The organism is Boseongicola sp., from assembly GCA_014075275.1.
Lineage (GTDB): Bacteria > Pseudomonadota > Alphaproteobacteria > Rhodobacterales > Rhodobacteraceae.
Genome location: CP046179.1, coordinates 3,064,191 through 3,078,828 on the forward strand (window position 1 = coordinate 3,064,191; position 14,638 = coordinate 3,078,828).

9 protein-coding genes, 1 tRNA gene and 2 pseudogenes are annotated in these 14,638 nt (G+C 56.4%); 9 read left to right on the forward strand and 3 right to left on the reverse strand.

What is annotated here, in order from left to right:
• The first annotated feature begins 54 nt into the window (after window positions 1-54).
• The 8 genes and pseudogenes from GKR98_15335 (at window position 55) to GKR98_15370 (ending at window position 10,057) form a co-directional block, all read left to right on the forward strand.
• Window positions 55-855: pseudogene (locus GKR98_15335) on the forward strand (LysR family transcriptional regulator).
• Window positions 849-2,141: pseudogene (locus tag GKR98_15340) on the forward strand (ABC transporter substrate-binding protein). Before GKR98_15335 ends, GKR98_15340 begins: the two co-directional pseudogenes overlap by 7 nt.
• Window positions 2,142-2,264: 123 nt before the next feature.
• Window positions 2,265-3,272, forward strand: coding sequence for an ABC transporter permease subunit (locus GKR98_15345; GenBank protein ID QMU59436.1), 1,008 nt, complete (start codon window positions 2,265-2,267; stop codon window positions 3,270-3,272).
• A gap of 5 nt (window positions 3,273-3,277) precedes the next feature.
• Complete coding sequence (locus GKR98_15350) at window positions 3,278-4,426, forward strand: ABC transporter permease subunit (GenBank protein QMU59437.1); 1,149 nt, start codon at window positions 3,278-3,280, stop codon at window positions 4,424-4,426.
• On the forward strand, window positions 4,423-5,418 hold the full coding sequence (locus GKR98_15355) for an ATP-binding cassette domain-containing protein (protein QMU59438.1): 996 nt from the start codon (window positions 4,423-4,425) through the stop codon (window positions 5,416-5,418). Before GKR98_15350 ends, GKR98_15355 begins: the two co-directional genes overlap by 4 nt.
• A complete protein-coding gene (locus tag GKR98_15360; GenBank protein ID QMU59439.1) occupies window positions 5,415-6,416 on the forward strand; it encodes an ATP-binding cassette domain-containing protein in 1,002 nt (333 codons plus the stop codon). The genes GKR98_15355 and GKR98_15360 overlap by 4 nt, the downstream gene beginning before the upstream one ends.
• A 71-nt stretch (window positions 6,417-6,487) precedes the next feature.
• Window positions 6,488-8,188 carry an adenine deaminase gene (gene ade, locus GKR98_15365; protein ID QMU59440.1) on the forward strand — a complete coding sequence of 567 codons (1,701 nt, stop codon included), beginning with the start codon at window positions 6,488-6,490 and terminating at the stop codon, window positions 8,186-8,188.
• A 48-nt stretch (window positions 8,189-8,236) separates the two neighbouring features.
• Complete coding sequence (locus GKR98_15370; GenBank protein ID QMU59441.1) at window positions 8,237-10,057, forward strand: hypothetical protein; 1,821 nt, start codon at window positions 8,237-8,239, stop codon at window positions 10,055-10,057.
• Between the two features lie 10 nt (window positions 10,058-10,067).
• Here GKR98_15370 and GKR98_15375 read toward each other — a convergent pair whose 3' ends face one another.
• Window positions 10,068-11,498 carry a hypothetical protein gene (locus tag GKR98_15375; protein QMU60130.1) on the reverse strand — a complete coding sequence of 477 codons (1,431 nt, stop codon included), beginning with the start codon at window positions 11,496-11,498 and terminating at the stop codon, window positions 10,068-10,070.
• A gap of 504 nt (window positions 11,499-12,002) precedes the next feature.
• Entirely contained in the window at window positions 12,003-13,046 is a 1,044-nt protein-coding gene (locus GKR98_15380) for a LacI family DNA-binding transcriptional regulator (GenBank protein QMU60131.1), read from the reverse strand.
• Window positions 13,047-13,204: 158 nt separating this feature from the next.
• Between GKR98_15380 and GKR98_15385 the strand changes: the two genes are divergently transcribed.
• Window positions 13,205-13,280, forward strand: a tRNA-Arg gene (locus tag GKR98_15385).
• Window positions 13,281-13,371: 91 nt separating this feature from the next.
• Here the strand turns inward: GKR98_15385 and GKR98_15390 are convergent.
• Window positions 13,372-14,634, reverse strand: coding sequence for an ABC transporter substrate-binding protein (locus GKR98_15390; GenBank protein QMU59442.1), 1,263 nt, complete (start codon window positions 14,632-14,634; stop codon window positions 13,372-13,374).
• Window positions 14,635-14,638 lie beyond the last annotated feature (4 nt).

Genomic DNA, 14,638 nt, shown 5'->3' on the forward strand with positions numbered 1-14,638 from the left:
TGTAAAATCTCTGTTTGGTATCGAAGTATAGGTTTTTCAGATGGCAGGTTTAGGATGCGCTATACGCAGCTTCGGGCGTTTCACAATGTGGCCTTGCACGCCGGGTTTTCCCGTGCGGCTGAGGCCATGAACCAATCGCAGCCATCGCTGTCGGATCAGGTGCGTAAGTTGGAGCAGGCGCATGACGTGTTGTTGTTCCATCGCGATGCGCGGCAAGTGCGGTTGACCGAAGCCGGCGAAGACCTGTTTCGGATGACGCGGCAGTTCTTCGAGATGGAAGAACAGATTGGTGAGCAGTTGGACCGCTCGCGGGCGGCGATTGCCGGGAATTTGCGGATCATCGCGGATAGTGCGCTGCATGTGACGGGGTTCGTCAGCGGATTTCGCAAGGCGCATCCGCGGGTGTTTGTTTCGGTGCATACGGGGAATACCGAGGACGTCTTGCGGCGGGTTCGGAATTATGAGGCTGAGGTTGGGGTGGTGGCAAATCTGGTGTCTGCGCCGGATTTGGACACGGTGGATTTGGGAAGCACGCCGATTGTCGCGATTGCGGCGAAGGGTTTTTTGCCGAAGGCGCTGAATTCCTTGTCAGTCGAGGAGCTGGCCGAGTGGCCTTTGGTTTTGCGTGAGGCGGGGTCGCGGACGCGGCGGGCGCTGGAGGAGGCTGCAAGTTCGAAAGGGATGGATTTGGATCCGGTGATTGAGGTCGAGGGGCGCGAGGCGATGCGCGAGATTGTGGCTTCGGGCGCAGGTGTCGGGTTTATTTCAGAGGCAGAGTTTGGAGCGGACGATCGATTGCGAACGCTGCCGATCACGGGTTTGGATCTGCCGATGTCGGAAACATTGGTGACGCTGACAGCTATGCCCAGAGCCTTGGTTACGAAAACGGCTATGACGCCATCAAGAGCTACTTTGGAAACTCGGATTGGACGGATACGCCTTCGCCAATGCTGTCGGCACCAGACAAGGTTGCTGGTCTGCCAAAAGGCACCACGCCAACGTTGGAAAGCCACATCTATGTGACGGATACGACAGAAGGCCGCTATCTGGTCGCCAACCCATATTTCCACCAAGTGGATCCAACGGGTCAGCAGTTGCCGTATATCCCGACCCAGGACGAGGTCTACATCAACGACAACGAAGTCCGTATTCTGAAGCTGGTGAACAACGAGATCGACTATAAATCTCAGTCGCTTCAGTTGGCTTCGGCACCGATCCTTTTGGAAAATCAGGAGAAGGGCAACTATACAATCCGCCTGCGTCCTGAGATTACAATGGGCGCATTCGGCTTTAACGTAACGCATGAAGATGACGCAAAGCGCGCGGTGTTTAACGACATTCGTTTCCGTGAAGCGATGTCGATTGCGATTAACCGTGAAGAGCTGAATGAAGTCGGCTTCTTTGGTCAGGGCACACCGCAACAGTATGTTGGTTTCTCGCCTTTGCCGGAGTTCGCTGATCAGTCGTTGAAAACCTATAAGACCGAGTATGATCCGGCGGCTGCGAATGCACTGTTGGATGCGGTTGGCATGGTTGACACCGACGGTGACGGCGCACGTGAACTGCCAAACGGCGAAAAGCTGGTCCTGAACATGAACTTCTCGACCCAGGGTATCGCGGGTCAGACTGTTGAGCTTGTTTCGCAGTATTGGTCAGAAGTTGGTGTTGCTTCAGTGGTGAAAGAAGTTACGCCGGACGAATATCGTTCTGCGCAGTCTTCGAACCAGTTGGATGTGTCGATGTGGCGTAAAGGTCAGCCATTGGCCATCGTCCTTGGCAACAACGAACTTTGGGTGCCGCCGTATGAGAACTATTTCGGCAACCGGAATGCGATGTTGTGGGCCGAGTGGGTTGATAGCGGCGGAAGCGCTGGTGTTGAGCCACCTGCATGGGCCAAGGGTCTGATTGATGACATCAACACGCTTCAGTCGGCGGATCAGGCTTCGGCAGCGTTTGCTGAAACCGGTGCCCGGATGGCGCAGACGATGGCAGAGAACCTGATGTTCATCGGCACGGTCAACGCACCTGCGCCGATCTATCAGAACAATGCGCTGAAGAACTTCACCGAGTTCCAGACGCATTCTTATGAGTACTACCGGACATATCCGTACCGCGCCACGCAGTGGTATCTGGACGAATAGGCCCCGGTTTGGTCTTATGAAATTGCCGCGGGCGGGTTTACCTGCCCGCGGTCTACGAAGGGAAAACGGTCAGGGACATCCGGAATAATCCGGGGCAGAGTGGCCGAACGACGGGGATAAACCATGCTGAATTTCGCGCGCTTTGTGGCGACACGCGCGGTCATGGCGGTGATCACGCTGTTGATCGTGTCGTTGGTTGTGTTCTCGTTAATGGAATTAGTGCCTGGGGACTGCGCAGAGCGGTATCTGGCATTTAAGAATACTCAAGGGTCCAGCATTCAGATTGCGAACGAGCTTGAAGCCGAACGTATACGGTTGGGGCTGGACCGGCCGTTTCTGGAGCGCTGGGGCGGTTGGATCGTCAACGCCTTTGGCGGAGATTTCGGCGATAGTTGCATCTTGCGCGTCGATATTGCCCAGCTTTTGGGTGACAAGTTCTGGCTGAGCCTGGGCATTTGCCTGGCCGCTTTGACGCTGGCCTATACCATCGCCATTCCAGTGGGCATCATCGCCGCTGCTTCGAACAACCCTTTCCTGAACAACTCGCTGCGGGTCGTCAGCTATTTGGGCCTGGCGATGCCAAACTTCCTTCTGGCGCTGATGATCATGCTGATAGCGACGGTTTACTTCGGGAATACGTTGACCGGGCTGTATTCGGACGGATTCCGAGATGCGCCGTGGTCGTGGGCGAAGTTTGTCGATTTGTTGAAACATGCCTGGTTACCGATCTTTATTCTGGGCTGGTCGGCGACGGCATTTGCGCTTCAGACGGTGCGGGCGTTGATGTCGGATGAGATCGGGAAGTTGTATGTGACGGCGGCGTCTGCCCGTGGTGTGCATGGGCGCAAATTGCTGTGGAACTATCCGGCGCGCCATGCGCTGGGCCCGATTGTGAATTCGCTGGGGTTCGACTTGAACCGTATCTTTAACGAGTTGCCGATTGTCGCGCTGATATTGGTTCTGACGGATGCGGGGGCGTTGCTAATCGAAGCGCTTGCGCGGTCAAACGATCAGCAATTGGCGGGGGCGATCATCTTCCTATTAACGGCGTCGATTGTGTCGCTGAACTTTGCAACTGACGTATTGCTTGCGGTTCTTGATCCGCGCGTCCGCAAAAGCATTCTGAGGTGACGGCGATGACTAGCGAAACCACAGATATCCCCGTCGGTGACGACCAAAAGGCAAAAGAGGCCTATTTTACGGCGTCGCAAACTCAGCTGATATGGGCGCGGTTCAAAAAGCAACGTGCCGCCATGATTGCAGCGGTTGTGCTGATGGTTCTGGTCGTCAGCGGATTGTTCGCGCCGTTCCTGTCGCCTTATGATCCGACGATTGCAGGGCGCGATAAGGACTATACCAACGGCGCGCCACAAATCCCGCAGTTCTGCGACACCAATGGGTGTTCGGCGCGTCCCTTTATCCATGGTGTTGAGCGCGAACGGTCGATGGCGACCAACTTTCGTTGGGTGACCAAAGTGAACGAGGACGAGCGGCATTACGTTCAGCTTTTCCCGAAAGGCGACAGTTACAAGCTGTTTGGTTTTATCCCCGGAAGCCGTCATTTGTTTGGTGTTGAGGGCGGGAAGATCCATCTGTTTGGCACGGATGAAGACGGCCAAGACATCTTCAGCAGGACGCTTCATGCGATCTGGACATCACTTCAGGTGGGGGCCATCGGCGTTTTCATTGCCTTCGTGCTGGCCCTGATTATCGGGGGGGTGTCGGGATACTACGGCGGCTGGATTGACGGGGTCTTACAAATGATCACCGACGCGGTCCGAACGGTGCCCGCGATCCCGCTGTTTATGGCGGTCGCGGCGTTCATGCCGCCTGAATTATCGGCGGAAGCGCGGTTCTTCTACATATCAATCATCCTTGGGTTTATCGGCTGGCCAACATTGGCGCGGCGGGTGCGAACCCATCTTTTAACCGAACGAAATCAGGAATATGTGCTGGCGGCGCAATTGTGCGGGGCTTCGTCGCCGCACGTTATTCGCAAGCATCTGCTGCCGTCGTTCACGTCTTACATCATCGTGGATCTGGTGATTTCATTCCCCTATATGGTTCTGAGCGAAACGGCCTTGTCGTTCATCGGGCTGGGTCTGAAAGACCCGGTTAGTTCGCTGGGCGTTATGCTGCAAAAGGCAACAAGCGCAGATGTGATGCTGAACTATCAGTGGTATTTCATCCCGGTTGTCTTCTTCATCGTGCTGGTCATGGCCTTCGTCTTTGTGGGCGACGGGCTACGAGATGCCGCCGATCCTTACTCGGATGCCAAGAAATGAGCGCGTTAATCGAAGTTGAAAACCTGACGCTGAAGTTCAAGACCGACGAGGGTCTGATCACGGCGGTCGATGATGTTAGCTTTACCATCGACAAGGGCGAGGTGATGGGGCTGGTCGGCGAAAGCGGATCGGGGAAATCTGTGACCGCCAAGGCGTTGATGCATTTGAATGCGCGCAACGCGGTTTATACGCCTGAATCCAAGATCACGCTGCACACGGAAGACGGGCCAGTTGATGTGCTGTCGCTGAAAACGCCGCGCGAATTGAATGTTGTGCGCGGTGGGGCAGTTTCGATGATTTTCCAGGAGCCAATGGCGAGTTTTGCCCCGGCGATTTCTATCGGCAAGCAAATGGTCGAACAGCTATTGCTGCACTCGGACATGAGCAAGGCGAAGTGTAAGGAAGTATCGATTGAGATGCTGGACAGGGTCGGGATCTCGGACGCGGCCAGCCGGTTCAATCAGTATGCGTTTGAATTGTCAGGTGGTATGCGCCAGCGGGCGATGATTGCTATGGCGCTGTCGACGCGACCAAAGTTGCTGATCGCGGATGAGCCGACAACCGCGCTGGATGTGACCATTCAGGCGCAGGTGATCGACCTAATGAAAGACCTGGTGGATGAATTTCACATGGGCATCATTTTCATCACCCACGATCTGGGCGTGGTTGCCCAGACAGCGGACAAAGTGAATGTGATGTATCTGGGCCGGATGATTGAGGAAGGTGAGGTGCGCGAAGTGATCCGCAATCCGAAGCATCCCTATACTCAAGGGCTGCTGAACGCCTTGCCGAAGATGGACGATCTGGATTCGCCCCTGTCGCCGGTGCCGGGGGATATTCCGTCACCACTGGAGCGCCCACCTGGATGTGTGTTCAACACCCGGTGCGGTCAGGTCGTTGGCGACCAGTGCATGTCGAAATTGCCGCGCGATGTGAAGGTGAGTGATACGCACCACGTCGGCTGCCACATCTATTCGGAGGCAGCGGAATGAGTGATATTCTGATCAAAGCCAAGGGCCTGTCTGTTGGATTTCAGATCGGCGGTTCGATTTTCAACAAGCAGGTGTTGAAGGCGGTCGATAACGTCTCGGTCGAGATCGAGAAGGGATCGTTCTTCGGTCTGGTTGGCGAAAGCGGGTCGGGCAAGACGACTTTGGGGCGTGCGTTGTTGAAGGCGGCGCCGATTACGGCAGGGTCTGCACATTATTCGGATGAAGAAGTCGAATACGATCTTGAAACCATCGATAAGGACGAGCTGAAGGACTACCGCAAACGGGCGCAGTTGATTTTTCAGGACCCTTACGCGGCACTGTCCCCTCGGATGACGGTTCGGGACATTATTGCTGAGCCGTTGGAAGTGATGGGGCTGACATCTTCGCGTGAAGAGACTGATGAGAGGGTGCGAGAGATTGCGGCCAAGTGTCGGTTGAACCTGGAGCATTTGCGCCGGTTCCCCCATGCATTTTCTGGTGGGCAGCGTCAGCGGATTTCGATTGCGCGGGCCTTGGTGTCGGCGCCGAAGTTCATTGTGGCGGATGAGAGTGTTGCGGCGCTGGATGTGTCTATTCAGGCGGATGTGCTAAATCTGCTGAAAGAGATTCAACGCGAGATGGGTCTGACGTTTATGTTCATCAGCCACGATCTGTCAGTGGTGGCGCATACCTGTGACCACGTGGCGGTGATGTATCTGGGACGGTTGGTTGAAACGGCCCCGACGCGGAAAATGTTCGAAGGGCCACGGCATCCTTATACCAAGGCGCTTTTCTCGGCGATCCCGTCGCTGGACCCGGATGATCGCGGTAAGGCACAGAAATTAGAGGGCGAGATACCGTCGCCCACGAACCAGCCGTCGGGGTGCAAATTCCATACACGTTGTCCGAACGCCATTGATGTCTGCAAGAAGGACGAGCCGGTGTTGGAAGGCGATGGATCGGGGCACGAGGTTGCCTGTCATCGCTGGAAAGAGCTGATGGCGATGGTGCCTGCCTGACCCAAGGGCTGGTCAGGGCGCGCATAGTCTGATTGGTTCGGGGGATTGAATTTACCCCGAGAGTTTTCGCAATGAGTCAGGCCGAGATTGAAACCCGAATTGCTGCTGGTCGCGGGGATGTGCCTGCGGATGTCGTGCTGCGCGGCGGACGGGTGTTTGACCTGATCACTGGCGATTTCATCGAAGGCGACGTGGCAATTGTGGGCGACACGATTGTCGGGATTGCTGAGGCGTATGAAGGCGAGACTGTCGTTGATGTTAGCGGGCTGACTTTGGTGCCGGGGTTCATTGACACGCATCTGCATATCGAAAGCTCGTTGATAACTCCGTTTGAGTTCGATCGCTGTGTTGCGCCGCGCGGGGTGACGACGGCGATTTGTGATCCGCATGAGATTGCGAATGTGATTGGTGCCGAGGGGATCCGGTATTTTCAGGCGGCGTCCGAGAGGACGTTGATGGATATCCGGGTGCAATTGTCATCGTGCGTGCCATCGACTGATATGGAGACGGCGGGGGCGGCTTTGGAAGCGGCTGATATCGCCGAGCTGATGGGGCATCCTTCCGGGATCGGATTGGCGGAGTTCATGAACTATCCGGGTGTCGTGCATCGGGATCCGGACGCGATGGCGAAGATTGCGTTGTTTGAGGGCGGGCACATTGACGGGCACTGTCCGCTTTTGTCGGGCAAGGATCTGAACGCCTATATCGCCGCCGGCATTCGGACCGAGCATGAGGCGACTACGGCCGAAGAGGCGCGCGAGAAGTTGCAGAAGGGGATGCGGGTGTTGATCCGCGAGGGGTCGGTTTCGAAGGATTTGCACGCTTTACAACCGCTTCTGAGCGAGCGGACGTCGCCATATATGTGTCTTTGCACCGATGACCGGAACCCGCTTGATATCGCCGAGCATGGGCATCTGGATTATATGGTCCGCACGTTGATCGCGCTGGGAACGCCGGTGTTGGCGGCCTATCGCGCGGCGAGCCTTTCGGCGGCGGAGGCGTTTGGGTTGAGGGACCGGGGGCTAATCGCGCCGGGGATGCGGGCGGATATCGTCGCTGTGGATAGTCTTGAGGGGTGTCACGCAGCGAAGGTGTTTTGCGCTGGGCGATTGGTGGATGAGGCTGCTTTCATGGGTAGGGAGGAGCTGCCGATTGTTGGACGCAATTCGGTCAAGGCGCCACGGGTCGGTCCCGCCGATTTTCGCACGACCGGGAACCGGGAAGATACTGACGTGATCGGGATCATTGAAGGCAAGATCCTGACCGAGCATCTGCACGAGAACATTGCGATTGTGGACGGCGACAAACGGCCCGACTCGGCGCGGGATCTGGCGCGGATTGCGGTTGTGGAACGGCATGGGAAGAACGGAAACATTGCAGCGGGATTTGTGCGCGGGTTCGGGATGAAGGCGGGGGCGATAGCCTCGACTGTTTGTCACGATCATCACAACATTGCCTGTGTCGGGGTCAGCTATGACGATATGGCGTTGGCGGCGAACCGATTGTCAGAAATTGAAGGTGGGTTTGTCGTTACGTGCGACGGTGAGGTTTTGGCCGAGTTGGCGCTGCCGATGGCCGGGCTGATGAGCCTTGAGCCGTTTGAATTTGTGCGCGACCGGCTGGTTGAACTGCGCGATGCGGCGCGGTCACTGGGCGTGACCTTGGAGGAGCCGTTTTTGCAGCTGGCCTTTCTGGCGCTGCCAGTCATTCCCGCGTTGAAGATAACCGACCGGGGTATGGTTGATGTGACGAAGTTCGAAATAATCTCCTGACAATCAAATGTTTACCTGAATCGCCGACAAAGATGCGGGGCCAAAGGGGTGGCTCGGTTGCTGTTGGGGGTACTTGTGCCGCAATTGGCTGTCGATCAGGTTTTAAGCGGGTCGGAGTTGGGCCTTTCCGTAGGGATTTCGGACCTTGCGGTATTGGAGATCGGTGGGCGCACCGTGCTTTATGCACTGGGGCGCAGCGACAACGCGGTGGCCGAAGTAACAGTGAATGCAGACGGCACTCTGACGCCTGTTGGGACGCTGGCGTTGACGGGGTATTTCACGGTCGGGATCGCGCCGAAGCTTGGGATTTATGAGGACGCGGATGGTTTCTCGCTGACGCTTGCGGGGATGCTGGCCAGCGCGGGCGGCATGGTTGATCTGGATGCGACCGGTGGGTTGGTTGGGCAGAGCTTGTTTGCGGGCGGGGTCGAGTTAATTGCGCCGGTTGCGGTGAGTTTTCTGGGGAGTTCGGCGTTATTCAGTGGCCGCGTTGGCGGCGGTGTTGATCTTTATTTGGACAGCGGGGCGCAACTAACCCTACAAAGTTCGTTTCTGGATCAAACCTGGGCTTACCTTGGCGACGTCAGTGCCAGCGCAAGTTTTGTTATTGATGATGATGCTTGGACAACCCCTCAAAAATTTGTTGTTACGACTTCGGCAACTGAAAATGGGTTGAGTGTCTTTTGGGTGCAAAACGACGGTTCATTTTATCCATGGGGCAACTATGGCTCTGAAGAAGGCTTGCCGGTTTCCGGGCCAAGCGGCGTTGAGGTCGTCCAGAGGTTTGGTGAAACACTATTGGTCATCGGGTCGACTGGATCGGCGTCGCTAACTGTTCTGGGAGTGAATAGCTACGCGCAGCCTTGGCTCATCGATCACGTGTTGGACGATGCCGACACCCGCTTTGATGATATCGCGGTTGTGGACACGCTGATTGTTGGCGATTTCGTTTATGTGGCGGCGGGCGGTTCTGATGGGGGTGTGTCGCTGTTCACGATGCTGCCCGGTGGCCGGTTGGTGCATCTTTCGACGATTGCAGATGAGGTGACGACGACGCTTTGGCCTTTGTCTTCACTCGAAATGTTCGCTTCGGATAATGCGTTGCATCTTTATGGCGGTGTCGAGTTTGAGGCCGGGTTGACGCGTTTGTCTTATGATCTGAGCGACCTTGGGTCAGTGATTATCGGTGATGGTGGCGGCCTAAGCGGGTCTGCCTTGTCTGACCAAATGATTGGGTCGGACTTCGATGATGTCATAACCGCCGGGGCGGGGGACGATATTGTGCTGGATGGCGCAGGATCGGACTATCTGACAGGGGGCACGGGGGCGGATCTGTTCGTGTTTGCGCAAGATGGCGTGGAAGATTGGGTCGCGGATTTCGAGCTTGGCACGGATAAGTTGGACCTGTCAGCGTTCGATTTGTTGACCGATGTTTCGCAATTGACCGTGACGGCGACGGCGACGGGTGCGCAGCTTTCATATGGCGATGAAGTAATTCATCTGACGACGTCCAATAGCGCGCCGCTGAGTGCGCTCGACTTGACCATTGCTGATATTCTGAATGTAGACCGGCCAATGGTGGCGCCGCTGATTGGGCCAGTGTTTGGTAGTGCAGGGGCAGATTCAATTGAGGGTGGTCTCGGGCGTGACACTATTGATGGCGCGGCGGGGAATGACACTATTCGCGGTTATGTCGACGAGGATTTGCTATTTGGTGGGGATGGAGATGATTTTGTGGAAGCGGGGGGTCAGAATGACACTGTATTCGGTGGCGCAGGAGATGACCTGCTGACAGGTGACCCAGGAAATGACCTGCTATTCGGAGGCAGTGGAGCCGATATAATCTTTGGAGACAATTACTTTGCTTAGATCCAGTTCGCTAAGCAATTGAGTAGACATCCAGCAGAATATCGTCCCAAACAGCCAGCAGATCGCCAGCGTCCAATAGGGCTTGCGCATCGGCGGGCGGGGTCCAGGTTGGAAAAGCGTTCGACAGTTCTAAAAGGGTGATGTCATCGCCGAAAAGAGCGTCGTTTCCGCCGCCGCCATCCAACACATCATTTTCAGTGCTGCCTTCGAGTAAGTCGTGACCGCTGTCGCCAGCAAGGTCGTCGGCGCCGGCATCTCCGGCAAGGGCATCATGGCCGTTGCCGCCTGACAGGGTATCATCGCCCGCACCCGCGTTGAGGCCATTGTCTGTGGTGTTGCCGATTAACTGATCGTCGCCAATGCCGGTTTTACCGTATTCGATAAGCGTGCCGCGGGCGATGCTGATGTTACCGCTCAGCCCGGCAAGGTCCGATGAAGCCTCTTCCCGCAAGTCCATTCTTTGATCGAAGCCGAAATCGGCGAAATCGAAAGTGTCGATGCCGCCGGAGTCGAAGACCGTGAAGGAGACCGCGTTCGACAGCGACATGGCGCTGTCGAGGTAGGTGCCGGTGGTGCCGTTGTTGCCATAGGTGTCGTTGCCGGTGTTGGCTGTTGGCGCACCATAAAGGTTTTGAATTGCAATGATATCAGCAACTTGCGGCGTAATCACATAGGCGAAGCTGGCATCTACATAGGTATTTTCTGTTTGATAGAAATAAGACATGACTGAGGCCTGCCAGCTGTCGTTTAGATAGTCGTTGTCGGTGCCATACGTGGCTGCCCCATTGTAGTTTCCGGCGTGACCCAGCCCGAGGGCGTGGCCAATCTCGTGCAGGTAAGTTTGGTAGAAATAACCGTCAGTGCGATTGGCACCCCCGGCCCAGTTGGCCTCGATATTGATCTGCGAGCTTACGATGTTGCTGCCCGAGGTCCAGAATTGTGCGTAGGCCCTGCTGCTGTTGTCGTCGAACCCGATGTCTGGCGAAGAAATTCCACTGCGAACCTCAATGGCATAGTCGCCGAGGCTGGCGTCGTTAAAGGACCCTGCCTGAATGTAATAGGTTCCGGCTGTTTCAGCCTGAAAGGCGATGAAACTGTCTGATCCAATGTGGTCGTCGCTTTCCATTAGCAAATTGCCCGAAGAGTCACGCAGCCGCAGGTAGGGATCGTCCAGTGCATTGCCGCCGCTGGTATCGCCGGACATGCTGATCGTGATACGTTCGCCTGCCGCGAGAGTAACGGCGACAGAGTCGCGATCAACGGTGCCGGTCAGGCTACCCTGGAAATCATCGCCAACGGACATGGAGTAGGCGGTGATCGTGCCTGAACCGGCGTCTGGACCCTCGACCACCGTGCCGGTTGCGGTGCCCTGACTGGCATGAGTTTCGATGAAATTGATGCCGGTTACAACGCTCCAGGCTTCGAGCGATTGGCGGGCCATATCCTGACCGGCGGTCGTCAGGCCGGTTAGATCGACAGTAAGTGATCCGCCGGGAGCGACGTTGAAGGAATATGAGTTGCCGCCCCAGTAAGTGTTGGTCAACTGGGTTGCGATTTCGTCCATCGTATAGACAGGCAGGCTGTTCTCTGCGGTCGTTGTCGTTTCGTCAGCCGGCGTAACCCCGGTGTAATTGCAGACATCGATCCAAGGCTGCATTTCAGCGCAGATCAGGCACATAATGTGGCCCCTGTGTGACCTGTCATGGCAGTTCGGAACGCCGACGTGCGGGCAACCTCACCGCACCGGGGGAATACCCGTCGTTGACGGGTTAGATATGGAATGGTCATTTTGCCTCTCACCAGAAAAGTGCGGATGCACCGCACCGCGCCGGATCAACCCCCGAGATCAGGCGCAATTTCCACAACTGTGAGTGGGAAGGCTTGAGAATGTCTTACCGCGCTTGGCAGAAGACATTTTGAAATTAGCAAAAATCCGAAACGTCTGTCAGCGACTCCAGCGGCGCAACGTCTCGCCAGGTTGAAGTGTTGATGACAGTTCAACGCGTTGGCCGGACTCGGATATGGATCCATCGCTGCGCCCGGCGACAATACGTGCGGCTTCGCGGCCAATTTCAAGCCGCCCTGCGTCCATCGTTGCAAGCTGTTTTGGAAGTCCATCCAAAAGATCGACGCCGTTAAACCCTGCAAGGCCAAGGTCGCCCGGCACCGAGATGCCGTTTTCCAGACAATACAGCAAACCGCCCGCACCGATCATGTCGTTTGAGTAATAGAGGAAATCGAGGTCAGGCGAGCGCTTCAGAATGGCAGCGGTCATTTCGCGACCTTTGGCAAGAGCGGAGCCACCGGAATAGAATTCCTGATCCATGACCTCGAGCCCTTCTTTGGCCAAAGCCTCGGTGAAACCCTCGAAACGCTTGCGGGCGCGGTGGTCGAGCGCCATCTTGGTGCCCAGAAACCCAATGTTTTCGTAACCCGATTTGACGATGGCACGGGCCATTTCGCGCCCTGCGCGGCGGTGGCTGATACCAACCATGGCATCGACAGGATCGCCATCAACATCCATGATCTCGACGACGGGCACTCCGGCGCTGCGAAGCATCGCATTGGAGGCGTCCGAGTGTTCCAGCCCGGCGATTATTACGCCGGACGGTCGCCAGGACAGCATTTCAAACAGAACTTCTTCTTCTTTTTCGGGCAGGTAATTCGTGACACCAACGACAGGTTGCAACGGAGTGCCATCTAATTCCTCGCTGATGCCGGTCATGACTTCTGGGAAGACCATATTGGACAGCGACGGGATAATGACGGCGACCAGGTTCACGCGGCTGGACGCCAGTGCGCCAGCAATCTTGTTGGGAACGTAGCCAAGGGTCTTGGCAGCTTTCAGCACCTTTTTGCGGGTGGCATCTGACACATCGCCCCGGTTTCTCAACACGCGACTGACAGTCATTTCGGACACGCCCGATGCTTCGGAAACATCACGAAGTGTCAGGGGGCGGCGCGGTGGCATGTCGATGTCGTCGTTCATCGGGATAATCTTTTTGTCCGTCATGGTGAAAAGTGGGACTTTCGAAGTGAGTGCTATTGCAGTTGGACAATGGTCGCGCGGATTCACATGTCGTGCAACCGGTTAGATAACTTTGGTGCCTTGCACAGAGCGCAGAAATTGCACAAACATCGCGCGCAGGCCCCGTAGCTCAGAGGATAGAGCAACCGCCTCCTAAGCGGTAGGTCATAGGTTCGACTCCTATCGGGGCCGCCATTCCCATCTGAATTCGAAGACTCGGAAAGAAAAACGGCAAGCCACCGGTGGGGCGGCTTGCCGTAGATTTTCGGTGTATGAGACCGAAGGCTTACTTCAACGACGCGATGAAGGCATCTACGTCGGTCAAGGACATATACTCGACTTCTTGAGTGCCGCTGTCATTGAACGACCAGACGACGGCAGGTGCCGAGACGTCGCCGTTTTCGTCGAACTGAACGTTGCCGGTTGCGCCCTGATACATCACAGTCCCGCCGCCTGCGAGAACCTCTTTCGCGGCTGCAAAGCCTGCGGTGTCGGCGGTGACAGCTGTGCCGTTTGGATCGGTCACTTTAGCAACGGCAGCTGCGATCGCTTCGCCCGAGGCACCTTGGCCGGCGGCTTCCATGGCCAGAAGCGCAATCATGGCAGCGTCATAGCTATTGGCCAGTCCTGGGCCATTCGGCTCGGACTCAAAACGCTCTACATAGGCTGCGCGGAAAGCGTCAGCGCTGGCGGAACGAGGCGACGCTGTATCGGTGCCAAGCGCCTTGCCGAGGTATTGCAGGCCGACGTTCTCGCGGAATTCGTCGGATTTCATCGAGTTGGCCATGATCATGTTCTGCGTGCCACCCAGCGAAATCCATTCACGAACTGCGGCGGTGCCTTCGGCAGGGTACAGAGCGAGGTAGAGTGCTTCTGGCTTGCTGGCCAGAGCCTGAGTTACTTCGGCGCGATAGCTTGGCTGACCGTCGTTGACGGCGACAGAAGCGGTTACATCAACACCAACTGCAGCAAAGTCAGCTGCGATCAGACGCGCCATGTCCTGGCCCCAATCGTCGTTCTTATAAAGAACAGCGACGGATTTATGGCCATTGTCAGAAGCGACTTTTGCGGCCACAGCAGATTGAACGCCAGTTGTGGCAAAGGTGCGGAACCACAGGCCGCCGGTTTTACCGTCTTCGGACAATTTGGTGAAAGCCGTCGAGGATGAGCAGCAGGACATCTGCATGACGCCACCCGGCACGGTGACGGACGTCAGGATCGGCATGGAAACGCCGGAAGAGACAGCGCAAAGCAGGACATTTACGCCTTCAAGATCGACCAGCGCTTTGGCGGCATCGACGCCGACTTTGGGGTCAACCTGCGTGTCGCGCAGAACCATTTCGATCTGGCATCCGGCGACACCGCCAGCGGCATTGACCTGATCAACAGCGAACTGAGCGGTTTCGGCAATTGGGCGGCCCCAGTCGACGGAAGTTGGCAGAACAGCGCCGATCTTTGTTGTACAGTCTTGTGCGTAGGCGACGCCACTTAGCGTTGATAGCCCCAGCACGAGGCCAAACACGGCCCCGAGGTATTTAAAAAATGACATGTTA